This is a genomic window from Pseudoalteromonas sp. T1lg122 (genome assembly GCF_002964825.1).
GTDB lineage: Bacteria > Pseudomonadota > Gammaproteobacteria > Enterobacterales > Alteromonadaceae > Pseudoalteromonas > Pseudoalteromonas gelatinilytica.
In genome coordinates this window covers 122304-138227 of the sequence record NZ_PQCG01000007.1, presented here as the reverse complement: position 1 = coordinate 138227, position 15924 = coordinate 122304, and the positions used below count along the sequence as shown (strand labels likewise).

Annotated in this window: 13 protein-coding genes and 1 pseudogene; 5 read left to right on the top strand and 9 right to left on the bottom strand. The window is 41.7% G+C overall.

The window, feature by feature from the left end; all coding sequences use genetic code 11:
• Window positions 1-87 precede the first annotated feature (87 nt).
• Window positions 88-744 (top strand): nitroreductase family protein, encoded by a 657-nt coding sequence (locus C2M33_RS06105; protein WP_105173991.1) that lies wholly within the window; start codon window positions 88-90, stop codon window positions 742-744.
• A 37-nt stretch (window positions 745-781) separates the two neighbouring features.
• Here C2M33_RS06105 and C2M33_RS06100 read toward each other — a convergent pair whose 3' ends face one another.
• The 5 genes and pseudogenes from C2M33_RS06100 to dapB form a co-directional block, all read right to left on the bottom strand.
• Window positions 782-1825 (bottom strand): S66 family peptidase, encoded by a 1044-nt coding sequence (locus C2M33_RS06100; RefSeq protein ID WP_105173990.1) that lies wholly within the window; start codon window positions 1823-1825, stop codon window positions 782-784.
• Window positions 1826-1944: 119 nt separating this feature from the next.
• The gene (gene greA, locus C2M33_RS06095; protein ID WP_063705817.1) at window positions 1945-2421 is read right to left on the bottom strand and encodes a transcription elongation factor GreA; all 477 of its coding nucleotides are present in this window, start codon (window positions 2419-2421) and stop codon (window positions 1945-1947) included.
• A gap of 51 nt (window positions 2422-2472) precedes the next feature.
• On the bottom strand, window positions 2473-5691 hold the full coding sequence (carB, locus tag C2M33_RS06090; RefSeq protein WP_063705819.1) for a carbamoyl-phosphate synthase large subunit: 3219 nt from the start codon (window positions 5689-5691) through the stop codon (window positions 2473-2475).
• Between the two features lie 16 nt (window positions 5692-5707).
• Complete coding sequence (gene carA, locus C2M33_RS06085) at window positions 5708-6844, bottom strand: glutamine-hydrolyzing carbamoyl-phosphate synthase small subunit (protein ID WP_063705821.1); 1137 nt, start codon at window positions 6842-6844, stop codon at window positions 5708-5710.
• Window positions 6845-7051: 207 nt separating this feature from the next.
• Window positions 7052-7848: pseudogene (gene dapB, locus C2M33_RS06080) on the bottom strand (4-hydroxy-tetrahydrodipicolinate reductase).
• Between the two features lie 289 nt (window positions 7849-8137).
• Between dapB and C2M33_RS06075 the strand changes: the two are divergent.
• Window positions 8138-9451, top strand: a complete 1314-nt coding sequence (locus C2M33_RS06075) for a Na+/H+ antiporter NhaC family protein (RefSeq protein ID WP_054561704.1) — start codon at window positions 8138-8140, stop codon at window positions 9449-9451.
• Window positions 9452-9544: 93 nt separating this feature from the next.
• A complete protein-coding gene (locus C2M33_RS06070; RefSeq protein ID WP_105173989.1) occupies window positions 9545-10327 on the top strand; it encodes an outer membrane protein OmpK in 783 nt (260 codons plus the stop codon).
• Window positions 10328-10392: 65 nt separating this feature from the next.
• On the opposite strand, the gene C2M33_RS06065 is transcribed toward C2M33_RS06070, so the two are convergent.
• Both C2M33_RS06065 and C2M33_RS06060 read right to left on the bottom strand, forming a co-directional pair.
• Window positions 10393-10896: a hypothetical protein gene (locus C2M33_RS06065; RefSeq protein ID WP_105173988.1), complete on the bottom strand. Its 504-nt coding sequence runs from the start codon at window positions 10894-10896 to the stop codon at window positions 10393-10395.
• 113 nt (window positions 10897-11009) lie between these two features.
• A complete protein-coding gene (locus C2M33_RS06060) occupies window positions 11010-11807 on the bottom strand; it encodes a M48 family metallopeptidase (protein ID WP_105173987.1) in 798 nt (265 codons plus the stop codon).
• A gap of 192 nt (window positions 11808-11999) precedes the next feature.
• Between C2M33_RS06060 and C2M33_RS06055 the strand changes: the two genes are divergently transcribed.
• Complete coding sequence (locus C2M33_RS06055) at window positions 12000-13199, top strand: Bcr/CflA family efflux MFS transporter (RefSeq protein ID WP_105173986.1); 1200 nt, start codon at window positions 12000-12002, stop codon at window positions 13197-13199.
• A gap of 28 nt (window positions 13200-13227) precedes the next feature.
• On the opposite strand, the gene grpE is transcribed toward C2M33_RS06055, so the two are convergent.
• Entirely contained in the window at window positions 13228-13836 is a 609-nt protein-coding gene (gene grpE, locus C2M33_RS06050; RefSeq protein ID WP_105173985.1) for a nucleotide exchange factor GrpE, read from the bottom strand.
• 58 nt (window positions 13837-13894) lie between these two features.
• Window positions 13895-14839, bottom strand: coding sequence for an HrcA family transcriptional regulator (locus C2M33_RS06045; RefSeq protein ID WP_105173984.1), 945 nt, complete (start codon window positions 14837-14839; stop codon window positions 13895-13897).
• 120 nt (window positions 14840-14959) lie between these two features.
• Between C2M33_RS06045 and nadK the strand changes: the two genes are divergently transcribed.
• Complete coding sequence (gene nadK, locus C2M33_RS06040) at window positions 14960-15844, top strand: NAD(+) kinase (RefSeq protein WP_063705841.1); 885 nt, start codon at window positions 14960-14962, stop codon at window positions 15842-15844.
• The last annotated feature ends 80 nt before the right edge of the window (window positions 15845-15924 follow it).

The following is a 15924-nucleotide window of genomic DNA, read 5'->3' as shown; positions in this document are numbered from 1 at the left end:
TTGATAATGTTTATTCGATTATGCGCTTTATCGTAAAGTATGCAAGGCGTAAACTGCACCTAATTGTTATACATGCGGGAGCAAACCATGACACACCCAATCATTTCTGACTTACAACGCCGTTACACAAGTAAACGTTACGACGCTTCAAAGCACATTAGCCAAGCAGACTTAGCTGTAATTTTAGAAGCATTACGCTTGTCGCCATCGTCTATTAATTCTCAACCATGGAAGTTTGTGGTCATTGAGTCAGAGCAAGCGAAGCAACGTTTACATGATAGTTTTGCAAATAAATTTCAATTTAACCAAGTACATGCAAAAGCGGCTTCGCACACTATTTTATTTGCTTATAACCCAAGCTATCAACGTGCTGATTATGAAAAAGTAATTGATGCGGATATTAAGAATGGCCGCACTAAGGCAGAAAACAAAGAGCAAGCATTTGGCGCATTCGCCTTCGTTGATTTAAATACTGACGAGCAAGGTGTTAACGCCGCTTGGACTAAAGCTCAAACCTACATTGCCTTAGGCAATACTATGCACACGGTAGCTCGTTTAGGTTTAGATTCAACACCGATGGAAGGTGTCGATAAAGACTTACTCGGTGAGCTATTCGCTGATGAGTTAGATGGTTATGTTTGTGAAGTAGCGCTTGCTATTGGTTATCACGAGCCTGAGCAAGATTATAATGCTGCATTACCAAAATCGCGTTTAGACAAAGACGCGGTAATTACTGTGGTTTAAGCGCTTAGAAATTATGCAGGCTTTGCCTGCATAATTGTTATTTTAAATCGGTTTTCACAACCACATTACTCGCCAATCCATCAGACAAATCCGCCGTTATTGTGGCAACAGCTCCATTTATTAGTGCTAAATTAGGGGCAACATGACCAATGTCAGCATCAACGATAACCGGGAACAAATTGCCTTTAAATGCAAGTTCGATTGCTTGATATTCATCAAAGTAGCAATCGTTGTTTATTGCAGGGCTGCGGCCGAACACCACTGCATTCACATCTGTAAAAACATCATTCAACTTTAATGATAACAAACAACGTGCAAGGGCCATCGGACTAAGCTCTGCATTTTCGAGGTATAAAATTAACCCCTCTGGTGCATACTGCTTTTTAAACTCATGTAACGCATAGTAATTTGAGGGTAACAACAAGCCTAGCGTATCTAAACAGCCACCAATTAATCGTCCAGATACTTCAATTTGGCGTGTATCTTTATAATTGATACAGCGCCACTGACTCTGTGCGGTAAAATCAAACTGAGCATCAGGCTCGGCTTTATAATCAATAGGCTTTTGCTGATAAAAAGGCGAAGCGACTTGATGCAGCTGCTGTTTTTCTTCAAGTGCCATGGCGTTGAAAATATCCGCTAAATAAGCATCAGGATCATTTGGGTGAATTTGCATTAAATTAGCAGCATGCAAGGTTGCCCAGCCACAACGAGTGGTTAATGCACATGCAAACGTGCTGATATCTGAAAAACCAACTAACCATTTAGGTCTTGCTTTACTTATCGCATTAAAATCAAGAAGAGGTAAAATCTCCATGGTGAGATCCCCTCCCCAAGGAGGCATAATTGCCGCAATTGAATCATCAGTTAAATACTGCATTAGTTCTTCTGCTCGTTGCTTAGCGCTATTATGCTCTTGTCGTAAGCAGGCACCTTCAATAACGGTAAAACCTTTAGCAGTTAAGCCACTAAGCACTGTGTCTAAGCGTCTATGAAACGCTTTATCAACACCCGATGAAAAAGCACAAATAGCTATACTATCGCCTTTGGCAAGCGGCTTAGGATATTGAATTTTAGCCATTATTACTCCTTCATTATGATTGCTAAGCGACCAACCTAGCGAATAAACTTCCCTCTGTAAACAGGCATAAAAAAACCGCAGTATAAAACTGCGGTTTTTATTAATGCTTGGTTAAGCTATTAAATATACTCAACTTCAATGATTTCGTACTCGACTTCACCGTTTGGTGTTTTAATGGTAACGGCATCATCTACCTCTTTACCAATTAAGCCACGTGCGATTGGCGAGTTAACAGAGATCAGGTTGTTTTTGATATCTGCTTCATCATCACCCACGATTTGGTAAGTTACCTCAGCGTCGGTTTCAACGTTAACGATAGTTACTGTTGTACCAAAAATAACTTTGCCAGTTTTTGGCATTTTCGTCACATCGATGATTTGTACATTTGAAAGTTTCGCTTCAATTTCTTGAATACGACCTTCACAGAAACCTTGTTGCTCACGAGCAGCATGGTATTCAGCGTTTTCTTTCAAATCACCGTGTTCACGCGCTTCAGCGATATCAGCGATAATTTTTGGACGTGTAACTGTTTTTAATTCGTTAAGTTCTTCGCGCAGTAATGCTGCACCACGAACCGTCATCGGAATTGATTGCATATTATTCTCACTTAATCCAAAGGGCGAATTGCTCGCCCCTGGCACATTTCCTTAGTTAATTCGCTGATGTAGTTCCTGAACTGACGTCACCTTGCTACGGTCGTCTGCTTGGTTAGCAGTACAGTTAGCAAATGCCGCGTTCAGCGTCGTTGTATAGTTAGTCTTGTGCTGTAATGCACCACGACGTAACACCTTCGAATCTTCAATCGCTTGGCGACCTTCAGTAGTGTTTACAATGTAGCTGTATTCACCATTTTTAATTCTATCAAGAATATGAGGACGACCTTCGAATACTTTGTTTACGCGACGTACTGCAATGCCAGCTTCTTCAAGTGCTTTTGCAGTGCCACCTGTTGCATCTAGCTCAAAACCTAATTCAGTCATGGTTTTAGCCAGTTCAACAATACGTGGTTTGTCACTGTTGCGTACCGATAGTAACGCGCGACCACCGCGTGGTAAAGTGTTGCTTGCACCTAATTGTGCTTTGGCGAATGCTTCGGCGAAAGTTTCACCAACACCCATTACCTCACCCGTTGAGCGCATTTCTGGGCCACGGATTGGGTCAACACCTTGGAACTTAGCAAAAGGAAGTACGACTTCTTTAACGCTGTAGTAAGGAGGAATTACTTCTTTTGTAATACCTTGGCTTGCCAGTGATTGACCCGCCATACAACGTGCCGCTACTTTAGCAAGTGCGATACCTGTTGCTTTAGAAACAAACGGTACTGTACGTGCAGCACGTGGGTTTACTTCGATTAAGTAAACTTGACCGTCTTTCACAGCAAACTGTGTATTCATCAGACCAATTACGCCAAGCTCTAGTGCCATATCTGTCACTTGCTTACGCATTACGTCTTGTACTTCAGCTGTTAATGAATGAGCTGGTAAAGAACATGCTGAGTCACCTGAGTGAACACCTGCTTGCTCGATGTGCTCCATGATACCACCGATGATTACTTGCTCACCGTCACAGATAGCGTCAACGTCAACTTCGATTGCGTTATCTAAGAAGTGATCAAGTAGTACTGGCGCTTCATTTGATGCAGATACCGCTTCAGTCATGTAACGACGTAAGTCGTCTTCATCGTATACGATTTCCATCGCACGACCACCTAGTACGTACGAAGGACGTACAACCAGAGGGAAACCAATTTCAGCAGACTTAACAACCGCTTCTTCTAAAGAAGTCACTGTTGCATTTTCTGGTTGCAGAAGGTTCAAACGCTCAACAAGTTGTTGGAAACGCTCACGGTCTTCAGCACGGTCGATTGCATCTGGAGAAGTACCAATGACTGGCACGCCATTCGCTTCTAGTGCACGTGCAAGTTTAAGTGGCGTTTGACCACCGTACTGAACGATAACACCTTTAGGCTTTTCAACACGTACGATTTCTAATACGTCTTCTAGCGTGATTGGCTCGAAGAATAAGCGATCTGATGTGTCGTAGTCAGTCGAAACAGTTTCAGGGTTACAGTTAACCATGATTGTTTCGTAGCCGTCTTCACGTAAAGCTAATGCTGCGTGAACACAGCAGTAATCGAATTCGATACCTTGACCGATACGGTTAGGGCCGCCACCGATTACCATGATTTTATCTTTGTCAGATGGATTCGCTTCACACTCTTCATCATAAGTTGAGTACATGTAAGCTGTATCTGAACTAAACTCTGCAGCACACGTATCAACGCGCTTGTATACAGGTACGATATCTAACTGGTGACGCTTTTTACGAATTTCTGCTTCAGAAACACCGGCAATTTCAGCGATACGCGCATCAGCGAAACCTTTACGCTTAAGCTTGCGTAAGAACTCAGCATTTAAACCAGCCATACCTACTTCGCTGATTGTTGCTTCGTCTTTTAAGATGTCTTCGATTTGCACTAGGTACCAAGGGTCAATCTTAGTGAGTTCGAAAACGTCCTCTACGCTCATACCGTGACGCATTGCATCAGCAACGTACCAAATACGCTCTGCACCTGGCTCACGTAATTCACGGATGATTTTTTCTTTTGCTTTCGGATCATCAAGAGCAACAATTGGGTTAAAGCCCGTTGCGCCTACTTCAAGACCACGTAATGCTTTATGTAGTGACTCTTGTTGGTTACGACCAATCGCCATAACCTCACCCACAGACTTCATCTGTGTTGTAAGACGGTCGTTTGAACCTGCGAATTTTTCGAAGTTAAAACGTGGGATCTTAGTAACAACGTAGTCAATTGACGGCTCGAAAGACGCTGGTGTTTTACCGCCAGTGATGTCGTTTTGTAGCTCATCAAGGGTGTAACCTACAGCTAGTTTTGCAGCGATTTTCGCAATTGGGAAACCCGTTGCTTTTGATGCTAGAGCAGATGAACGCGATACACGAGGATTCATCTCGATGATAACCATACGGCCATCTACTGGGTTCACACCAAATTGTACGTTTGAACCACCTGTTTCAACACCGATTTCACGAAGTACCGCCATCGATGCATTACGCATGATTTGGTATTCTTTATCCGTCAATGTTTGCGCTGGAGCAACCGTGATTGAGTCACCAGTATGAACACCCATAGGGTCAAAGTTTTCGATAGAACATACGATGATACAGTTGTCGTTTTTGTCACGCACAACTTCCATTTCGTATTCTTTCCAACCGATTAATGATTCGTCGATTAGAAGTTCATTTGTTGGTGATAAATCTAGACCACGCTCACAAATTTCATCAAATTCTTCTTGGTTGTATGCAACACCACCACCGGTACCACCCATCGTGAATGATGGACGAATGATACATGGGAAACCGATGCGGCTAAGTACATCGTGCGCTTCTTCCATTGAGTGAGCGATTTCTGCACGCGGACACTCAAGGCCAATGTTTTTCATTGCTAAGTCAAAACGCTCACGGTTTTCAGCTTTATCGATTGCATCAGCAGTTGCACCGATAAGTTCAACACCATGTTTAGCCAGTACGCCGTGCTTATCTAAATCAAGTGCACAGTTTAATGCTGTTTGACCACCCATAGTAGGCAGTACTGCATCAGGCTTTTCTTTTTCAATGATTTTCTCTACCACTTCCCAGTGAATTGGCTCGATGTACGTCGCATCCGCCATTTCAGGGTCAGTCATGATAGTTGCAGGGTTCGAGTTTACAAGAATTACTCGAAAGCCTTCTTCTCGTAGTGCTTTACACGCTTGTGCACCAGAGTAGTCAAATTCACAAGCTTGACCGATAACGATCGGGCCTGCGCCTAAGATAAGAATGCTTTTTATGTCGGTACGTTTTGGCATTGTTACTCCGGTTAAATTAGTTAGAACGTGCTTGCATCAAATCGATGAAGTGGTCAAATAATGGCGCCGCATCATGTGGACCTGGGCTTGCTTCTGGGTGACCTTGGAAGCTAAATGCAGGCTTATCTGTGCGGTGAATACCTTGTAGCGTGCCATCGAATAATGATACGTGAGTTGCACGTAAATTCGCTGGTAATGTTGCTTCGTCAGCTGCGAAACCGTGGTTTTGCGCTGTGATCATTACAACATTGCGGTCAAGATCTTTAACTGGGTGGTTACCACCGTGGTGACCAAACTTCATTTTCACCGTTTTAGCACCTGAGGCAAGCGCTAGTAATTGGTGACCTAAACAAATACCAAAGATTGGTGTGTCTGTTTCTAGGAAAGTTTTAATTGCTTCAATCGCGTAGGTACACGGCTCAGGGTCGCCAGGGCCATTTGATAAGAAGATACCGTCTGGGTTTAATGCCAATACGTCTTCTGCAGATGTTTGTGCAGGAACAACGGTTAATTTACAACCGCGGTCAACTAACATACGTAAGATATTACGTTTAACACCGAAGTCATAAGCAACAACGTGGAACTTCTCGTCTGCTGCTTCTAGCGTTTTAAAACCTGAACCTAATGTCCAGCTTGAATCACGCCACTCAAAATTTTCCTTGGTTGAGACAACTTTTGCTAAATCCATGCCTTTTAAGCCTGGGAAGGCTTGCGCAGCTTCAAGCGCTTTATTCTCATCTAACTCGTCGCCTGCAATGATACAACCATTTTGAGCGCCTTTATCACGTAAGATACGTGTTAATTTACGAGTGTCGATGTCTGCAATACCTAAGATATTGCGTTCTTTTAAGTAATCACTTAACGATTGCTCGTTACGGAAATTACTTGCTAGCAGTGGCAAATCACGGATCACTAGGCCTTTAGCCCAGATTTGACCCGCTTCTTCGTCTTCGCTGTTAGTACCCGTATTACCGATATGTGGGTACGTCAAAGTTACGATTTGTTCCGCGTATGAAGGGTCAGTCAAAATTTCTTGATAACCAGTCATAGACGTATTGAATACTACTTCACCGACTGACATGCCGTCAGCGCCGATTGCAGTACCGCGAAACACTGTGCCGTCTTCTAGGACTAACAGAGCGGATTTAGTCAAGTTAACCTCCTAACAGTAAAAAACGGGAGTAAAGTCATTTGCTCTACTGCCCGTTTAAAGCGATTGGAAACACGCATTTATGAATTTTTGGCAAATTGGCGCTATTCTACAGTAATTTAGCTTTCAGATCTAATCTTAATTAATAAAATAGTAAAAATAAGCGTTATTAACGAAAAATTCACTGAAACTGCCAAAAAAGAGACTAAACTACTTCAAGTCAAGCACATCTTGCATGTCATAAAGTCCAGCTGGTTTGTTTTTCAACCAGCCTGCAGCTCTTACAGCTCCTAACGCGAAGGTCATTCTTGAACTTGCTTTATGAGTTAATTCTAGCCTTTCGCCAGAAGTGCGAAATATGCGGTGTGTTCACCTACAATATCTCCGCCTCTCATGACCGAATAACCGATTTCATTTTGCGATTTTGCGTGTTCGTCTTTGCTTCTATCAAAACGCGCGACTTCATCATGCTGCCAGCCTTTTGCCTCAGCAATTGCTTCACCAATTGCCAATGCAGTTCCCGATGGCGCATCGATTTTATGACGATGATGAGCTTCAAATATTTCGATATCCATGTCATCGCCAAACTTCACAGCCGCAGTCTGCACTAAGTTAAGCAGTAAATTCACACCTACGCTATAGTTGCGGGCAAAAACAATCGGAATGTGTTTCGCAGCTTCATTAAGGGTATCAAGATCATCTTGGTTAAGGCCCGTAGTACCAATTACCATCGCGATATTTTTTTCGACCGCTGTTTTTAAGTGGTTGCGCATGCCTTGAGGTAAGGTGAAATCTATCAATACATCTGCATCTTTTACGTCTGTTTCTTTGCTAAATGATACATCTGCTGAAGCAGCGCTGTTTAATTGATTAACCGCTATATCTAAAAGTGGTGAGTTTTCGCGTACGTACGCGCCCGTTAATGTTGCGTCATCTTTTTTTGAGACTGCTTCTAAAAGTGCAAGTCCCATGCGGCCGTTTGCGCCAAATACACCTATGCGGTTCATATAGTTACCTTATCTATTCTTCTTAGCTGGCTGGATTTTATCGAAAACTCATGTAATAGTCAGGTTAGCTTATAAAAAATACAGAGCTAATTTTAGATTTATTAATAGAACAACAATAATAACAGATAGTCTTTGCATTTAGCCATCTATACATTTAAACTTCTTCCTTTGCGCCGATTTGGTCTTTGGCTTGCGGGCGCTGTTGTTGTCTTTCATTGTTTAAGACAGCGACTAAATACAGCTAAAAGAAGTGTTTGGCTGTGTTATTGGTTATCTAACGAGGAATATGATGCAGCCATCATTTAATAAAACAAAAGCAAAACTTTCTTTGCTGCCGCTTTTGGTGTTTGTCGGCTTATTTTTAGGCGCTGGCTTATACTTACAGTCTCAAGGTGTCGATTACGCCTTCTATCAATTGCCTGCTCCTGTGGCAATTTTGCCAGCCATTATGTTGGCATTTATCTTAAATAAAAATACCATCAACCACAGTGTTGAAACCTTTATTAAAGGTGCTGGCCATAGCAACATCATCACTATGTGTTTGATTTATCTGCTTGCCGGTGCATTTTCTGCGGTTGCTGGTGCAACCGGTGGTGTTGATGCCGTTGTTAATGCCGGTTTATCACTTATTCCACCTGCTCTGTTACTACCTGGATTATTTTTAATTGCTGCTGTTGTGTCGACTGCGATGGGCACTTCAATGGGTACTATAGGTGCGATTGGCCCGATTGCTTATGCCGTCGCCCAAAAAACAGGCATTGATCCATCTCTAATGGCAGGCACAATTGTATCCGGTGCCATGTTTGGTGATAATTTATCAATCATCTCTGACACAACAATTGCGGCAACTCGCACGCAAGGCTGTGAAATGAAAGATAAATTCCGTGAGAACTTAAAAATTGCCTTACCCGCTGCGGCATTAACTATCGGCTTGTTATTCTTCTTAACGCCTGCTGCAGAAGCTGTTGAAACGCAAGACTTTGATATTTTATTAGTATTACCTTATGCATTTATCTTAGTGCTCGCGGTAATGGGCTTTAATGTATTCGTAGTACTGTTTAGCGGTATTATCTTTGCTGCACTCATGGGCTTTACTGGCAGCTATGAAGGTGCAAGCTTTGTAAAAGATGTTTATAAAGGCTTTACGGATATGCAGGAAATATTCTTGCTATCGATGTTTATTGGCGGTCTTTCAGAGTTTATCCGAATTAATGGTGGTCTTGATTATATTGCTAACAAAATTCAAGCAATTACAAAAATCATTGCAAAATGGCACCGTAAAGTTGCGGATCAATTAGGGATTGCAGCACTGGTTATGACCAGTAACTTATGTATCGCTAATAATACTGTGTCTATTATAGTTGCAGGCCCGATTGCTAAAAAACTAGCGGATGATGGTGAAATTACAGGAAAGCGTTCAGCAAGCTTACTGGATATTTTTGCTTGTGTTACGCAAGGCTCATTGCCGTATGGCGCACAAGCACTTCTACTGGGCGCAACGTTCAAAATTAGTCCGTGGGAAGTTTCTACCTCTTCTTATTACTGCTTTATTCTTGCCTTTACTGCCGTTGCAGTAATTTGCTTACGCCGAAATAAAGCATAAGTTAAATAATTTTTTCTCTCGATACGCCCAAATATGGGCGTATCTGCTATAATCCTGTCTTTATATCCCCCTTTACACCATCAATATTGAGATATGAACTTGAAAAAGATCCTTTCTGTTGCTGCGCTTTGTGCAGTAAGTACTTCGAGCTATGCCGCTAATTGGAGCTCTACGCAATTACACGTTAATAACGGTGAACACAAAAATCCGTTTTCATTAACTAAGTCAAATACCACAGTTGTATCACTACAGCATGCGTCTGGTTATGACTATGGCGACAACTTCTTTTTTATTGATTACAGCAATGACGACCGTCAAGATGGCTATCAAGATAAAGACTTTTACGGTGAGTGGTATTCAACATTTAGCTTATCAAAAATCTCTGGCAGTGATTTCTCATACGGGGCAATTGCTGATGTAGGTGTAACTGCAGGTTTTAATGCTGCGGGTGATTCAAAAGTTCTTAAGTATTTACCAGGTGTAAAACTTAGCTGGCAAGCACCTGGCTTTAGCTTTTTATCAACTTTATTTACTGCTTACATCGATGACAGTGAAGGGGTAGCACGTGGTGGTGCACCTACTGAAACAAACAGCTGGATGATTGATGTTGCTTGGGGCTACCCATTCACTATTGGTTCTCAAAAGTTCAACGTAACAGGCCATGTTGAATACATTGCTGAACGTGAAAATGAGTTTGGCGAAGATGTTAACGCATGGATTTTAGCGCAGCCAATCGTTACTTGGGACTTAGGTCATGCAATGAGCATGAAAGAAAATACCCTGCTACTTGGCATTGAGTGGCAATATTGGCACAACAAACTAGGTACAGACACAACTGAGTCAGTACCACAGCTTCACGTTGAGTGGACGTTCTAACGAGTTACGAGTTACGAGTTATAAAAATTAAAGCCTGTATAGTCAGCTAGAATACAGGCTTTGTTTTAATTAAATTGATTAGAAGTCCATTTAGACACATAGCGACCACCTGCAACAGCTATTTTCTCTAAACGGTCGCAGGCACCAAAAGCAACTCCTGAACCAATTTCCTTCGTTGTTTTAGCTATAATCTCATCACCTTTTTTAAGTTGCACATGTAAAGTTGCTGATGAGCTTGGTCTCACCGATGGAAAAACCCATCTATGCGAGTTAATTTCAATATATTTCGCTTCAACGACATACTCTGCTTTGGATTTTTCTTGTTGTTCAACTAATGTTACTAAATAATTTTTTGCTGAATCAGTAATCGAATTAGCTAACTTATCAAGCATGACACAATCACGTTGAACTTTGTCTGCTTCAACTCCAAGGGCAAAATGCACTGCATTTAACGCTATAGGAGGTGTAGGCTTTAAGGCAATTGTTTGTGCTTGCTGCTGTTTGGTGCTTTTACAGGCGGTTAAAGACACTAAAGTACATAGCAAAAAAGTAGGGATAGAATACTTCATATTAATTCCATTTAATTGTTTTTATTATTAAATCAGATAGTTATTTGATGATAATAGGAATCGACGAAAAATGAAACAAAAAGAGCTGCATAAGCAGCTCTGGGAAGATTTAATTACAGTTTACACTGTGGGGTTTTGCCTTTTGCTTTAGCGGCTTGTTGGGCTTTTAATGCATCCGACATGTGCTTTTGAAGCTCTTTAATGCGGTTACCCGGTGCAGGGTGAGTCGACATAAATTCTGGAGTACCGCTACTGCCCGCAGCACTCATATTTTGCCAAAGCGATACAGATTGCTCTGGGTTAAACCCTGCTTTTGCCATTAAATCTAAGCCAACAATATCTGCTTCTGATTCATGTGAGCGACTAAACGGTAAGACAACACCATACTGTGCCCCCAAACCTAAAGCTTGCATGATCTCACCGCGGTATTGCACATTCCCCATATCTAGTGCTGCACCACCAACTTGCAAGCCTGTTTGTAAAAGTGCGTTTTGTGATACACGCTCATTAGAATGCTCTGCAATAACGTGTGCTACTTCATGACCTAGTACTGTTGCCAATTGGTCTTGATTTACAGCAACTTTTAATAAACCTGTATGAACGCCAATATAGCCACCTGGTAATGCAAATGCGTTTGCTGAATCTTCTTCAAACACGACGACTTCCCAAGATTGCTTTGCAAACTCGTTAGGTAAAACGGCAATAACATCATCAGCAATACACTTCACATAAGCATTGACACCTGGATCAGTATTAACAGGTTGTGTTTTTTTCATTTCAGCAAAACTTGCTTGACCCATTTGGCTCATTTGTGAGTCTGAATAGAGTGCGATTTGTGTGCGCCCTGTTGGAGAGGTTTTACAACCCGCTAAAACTGCGGTTGCTAACACAGCCATCATTAACTTTTTCATACTAGTCCTTCAAATACTTAGTGCAATTGAGGCTAATATAGCAAAGCATTGCTTAATTTTATATGAAAATGAACAATCACCCACTCAGTTGTTATCATTTGGTTAATTCTTTTACTTAGCAGGCAAACTAAGTTCACCACAGTGATTCACACTGCTACAATAGTGACCTACTATTTGATGAATGAGTAAACAATGCCTTCCCCTGAGACTTTAAATAAACGCATTTTATTGCCTTTGCTGGCAAGTATTGTCGCGATTACGCCTTTGGCAATTGATTTATATTTACCCGCGATGTTGGTGATTGCCAACGACTTGCAAACAACCATGCCAAATGTGCAAATCTCGCTTAGCATTTATTTAGCAGGTTATGCCCTTGGTATGCTGTTTTTTGGCCCCATTGCTGATGAGCTTGGTAGGCGATTACTCGCTAAAGTGGGCTTAGCATTGTTTGGGATTAGTTCGTTAGCACTGGCGTTCTGTACTAACATCGAATTATTTTGGTCTTTAAGGGCCGTGCAAGCATTCACTGGCGCTGCTGCAACCGTCGTAGTGCCGGGTATTATTCGCCACATTTATCGAGAAAACACCGCCAAAGGCATGTCTTATGTCTCGATGATTATGATGGTTGCCCCGCTAATTGCACCGACCCTTGGCTCATTGATCATGGGTATTTCAACATGGCAGGTTATTTTTATTGCATTAGCTGCCTATAGCTTTGCCATATTGGCGTTAGTGCAAATTCATTTAATCGATATCCCTATTTTCAATAGCCAGCAACGTGGTTTAGCACTGTTTTTTAATAGTTATAAAACCGTATTTTCACGTCGCAGCGCCCTTGCTGATATTGCCAGCTCGATGTTTGCCTCGTTTGCATTCTTCTGTTTTTTAACATCGGTACCTTATGTATATCTCGATTTTTTTAAAGTAGATGAGCAATTGTTCGGTGTGTTATTCGCTTTTAATGTATTAGCGTTGATGTTTGGTAACTTTATGAATACGCGCTTGGTGCCTCGTTTAGGGTCTCGTAAACTTTTGTTTATTGGCCTTGCTATTGGTTTTGTTTCTGGCGCTGCCTTACTGTTGTTCAGTGTGATGCATTTATCGCTGTATTTTATCGTAGCCGCTATCGCCCCGCTGATGATGAGTTTAGGTATTGTAGCGAGTAATGCAGACTCGTTGATACTGATGCAATTTGAGGAAAAGTCAGGTACTGCTACAGCCGTGATTGGTACCTTGAGATTCGGCAGCGGTGCTTTGGTTGGGCCTATCCTTGCTTTTGTTCACCCGCAAAGTGCCATTCCATTTTCTGCGATGATGTTCAGCGCACTGATACTTATCTTACTGGTGCAGCTTTGGCATCGAAAACTAGACAAAAAAAATGCCTGTGAATAACAGGCATTTTTTTATATCACTTTAAAGCTTATTCAGCTTCTTTTGATACCATAACCATTGCAGGACGTAATAAACGACCGTTTAATGTATAACCTTTCTGCATTACTGCAAGAACAGTATTCGGCGCTACATCATTGCTTGGTTGAATTGACATTGCTTGATGGAATTCAGGGTTAAATTGCTCACCTTGTGGGTTAACAATTTCAACACCAAACTTCGCTACTGCATCATTAAAGCTTTTCACAGTCATTTCGATACCTTCAAGCACAGGCTTAAGCTGCTCATTTTCTTTATCAGAAAACTCAATTGCACGCTCTAGGTTATCAATAACTGGAAGTAATTCGTTAGCAAACTTTTCAAGTGCAAACTTATGTGCTTTTTCTACATCTTGAGCGGCACGACGACGCATGTTCTCAACATCTGCAGCAGCACGAACAACACTGTCTTTTTGATCGTTAATCGTTTGTTTAGCTGCTTCTAGTTCGCTGTATAGTAATGCGATTTCAGCTTCTGGGCTTATTTCATCGCCTTCCACTTGCTCAGCTGCTTTTTCTGCTGCTTCTACTTCAGCTTGCATTTGTTCAAATTCTTCGTTTAGTTCAACTTCTTGCTCTGGTGATTTTGTCTGCTCAGACATAGCTTACATGCTCCAATTCTTTACAACTGCGGTAATTATGGGGATTGAATTAAAAGATTCAAGAGGCGGATGACCCGATTAACTCAAATTCTTGGATGATTGCTTCGATTTGCGCTGATTTTGGACAAATTATACAAAATCGACTTTGATATTCATGGTTATTAAAGTAGGGAACGCTGATCACCATTAACTCATTGCAATCAGTAAATGGTAACTGCTCGGTATTTAAAACCGATAAACCATTTTTGAAAGCGAGTTTATCTTCTACAAAATTTAAAAACGATACACCTATATTCAAACTGGTTTGGCAATCAACTTGACGATATAGGTAATTTTCACCTACCACGATGCTGTTATCGGAACCAAGCTTTTGACTTAATTGCCGTGTCCATTGCGTTAGTGAATCATGGCAGTTATGCGGAGCTGTGTTTGCCATCGCCTGCATACGGTATAAACCTTCCATCAAGGTTTGTTGGCTAAAGACAGTATTAAGCCAAGTAGCAAACTGGTAACGCACTGCATCCGATGAATCTTCCGGTTTACTGATGCAAATATTATGGCTTTGCCCTGCTCTATCGATTAACAATATAAGCCAATTACTGCCATCGAAATCAAGTACCTCTACACGAAAAACCAGTTGAGAGCTAACTTGCGGTAATCCCACACAACAGCACACTTTATAGCGCTGGCTCAAACCGTGGGCAAGCTCGACCAATTGTGCTTGCTGTGGCTGCCAATATGTTGCGATTTCTGGCAATGCAAAGAATTCGCTGAGCCAATAATCAAACCCTGCATTGGTAGGCACGCGACCAGCAGAAGTATGCGGCGAATATAGTAAGCCTTCTTTTTCAAGCCGTGCCATTGCGTTACGTACTGTTGCCGAACATACCGCCATGCCTTTTTGTTTGGCAATGCGGGTAGAGGCAACAGGCTGTCCTTCACCGTTACAGTAAAGGCTCATTACAGCTGAAAAAATTTGTTGGTCACGCGGATTTAATTTCATAATTTATACATCTTGCTTCTTGCCAGTGGATATTTGGGCACAGCAAGTTTATTTCAAGTTATTTTCAAAGCATTAATTTTTAATGTAATCTAGCGATATGAAAGTTTAAGTGCAAATAACATGGATTCACCGTTTAAAACCATAGGTTTAATTGGCAAACCTAATCACAGTGCTGCGGCTGCTACACTTGGTCGTCTACACACATTTTTGCGCGCATTAGGTTTTGAAGTGCTAGTAGAACAACGAACTGGCCGCCAGCTTGATGAGGTTCCTGCAGAAAACTTAGTCAAACTCGTTGATTTAGGTGAACGAGCAGATTTAGCGATTGTCGTGGGCGGTGATGGTAACATGCTTGGTGCTGCACGAGTTTTGGCACGTTTTGATGTGGCAGTTATTGGTGTAAACCGTGGTAATTTAGGGTTTTTAACCGATTTAAACCCAGAAGGTTTTGAAGCCAGCTTGGAACAAGTCTTAAGTGGTCAATTCCTCGAAGAAAAACGCTTCTTGCTTGAAGTTGAAGTATATCGTCACGCCGAACTGAAAAGTGCAAACTTGGCAGTGAATGAAGCAGTACTTCATGCTGATAAAGTTGCCCACATGATTGAGTTTGAGGCCTTTATTAACAACGACTTTGTATTTTCACAGCGTTCAGACGGTTTAATTGTCTCAACCCCAACAGGTTCAACTGCTTATTCATTATCTGGTGGCGGGCCGATTTTGACACCTGAGCTCAATGCGATCTCATTAGTTCCTATGTTCCCACATACATTATCAAGCCGCCCTCTTGTGGTTGATGCCGACAACGAAGTACGTTTAAAGCTCAGTCTTGAAAATACCGATAGCCTGCAAGTCAGTTGTGACAGTCATGTGGTTTTAGCTGTGTTACCTGGCGATGAAGTGGTGATAAAAAAGGCAGATAAACGCCTGCGCTTGATTCATCCGAAGGAATACTCTTATTACAATGTATTAAGAAAAAAATTAAACTGGGGAAGCCGCTTATTTTAAGCGGCTTTTTTATCTCAATTGATTGCCAAGGCACCTTGATTAGCGCAAAATATTCAAACTTAATGCTGTATTATTTTAAG

Coding starts and splice junctions, on each gene's coding strand:
- C2M33_RS06105 (WP_105173991.1), top strand. CDS start 88: ATGACACACCCAATCATTTCTGACTTACAACGCCGTTACACAAGTAAA.
- C2M33_RS06100 (WP_105173990.1), bottom strand. CDS start 1,825: ATGGCTAAAATTCAATATCCTAAGCCGCTTGCCAAAGGCGATAGTATA.
- greA (WP_063705817.1), bottom strand. CDS start 2,421: ATGCAATCAATTCCGATGACGGTTCGTGGTGCAGCATTACTGCGCGAA.
- carB (WP_063705819.1), bottom strand. CDS start 5,691: ATGCCAAAACGTACCGACATAAAAAGCATTCTTATCTTAGGCGCAGGC.
- C2M33_RS06075 (WP_054561704.1), top strand. CDS start 8,138: ATGCAGCCATCATTTAATAAAACAAAAGCAAAACTTTCTTTGCTGCCG.
- C2M33_RS06070 (WP_105173989.1), top strand. CDS start 9,545: ATGAACTTGAAAAAGATCCTTTCTGTTGCTGCGCTTTGTGCAGTAAGT.
- C2M33_RS06065 (WP_105173988.1), bottom strand. CDS start 10,896: ATGAAGTATTCTATCCCTACTTTTTTGCTATGTACTTTAGTGTCTTTA.
- C2M33_RS06060 (WP_105173987.1), bottom strand. CDS start 11,807: ATGAAAAAGTTAATGATGGCTGTGTTAGCAACCGCAGTTTTAGCGGGT.
- C2M33_RS06055 (WP_105173986.1), top strand. CDS start 12,000: ATGCCTTCCCCTGAGACTTTAAATAAACGCATTTTATTGCCTTTGCTG.
- grpE (WP_105173985.1), bottom strand. CDS start 13,836: ATGTCTGAGCAGACAAAATCACCAGAGCAAGAAGTTGAACTAAACGAA.
- C2M33_RS06045 (WP_105173984.1), bottom strand. CDS start 14,839: ATGAAATTAAATCCGCGTGACCAACAAATTTTTTCAGCTGTAATGAGC.
- nadK (WP_063705841.1), top strand. CDS start 14,960: ATGGATTCACCGTTTAAAACCATAGGTTTAATTGGCAAACCTAATCAC.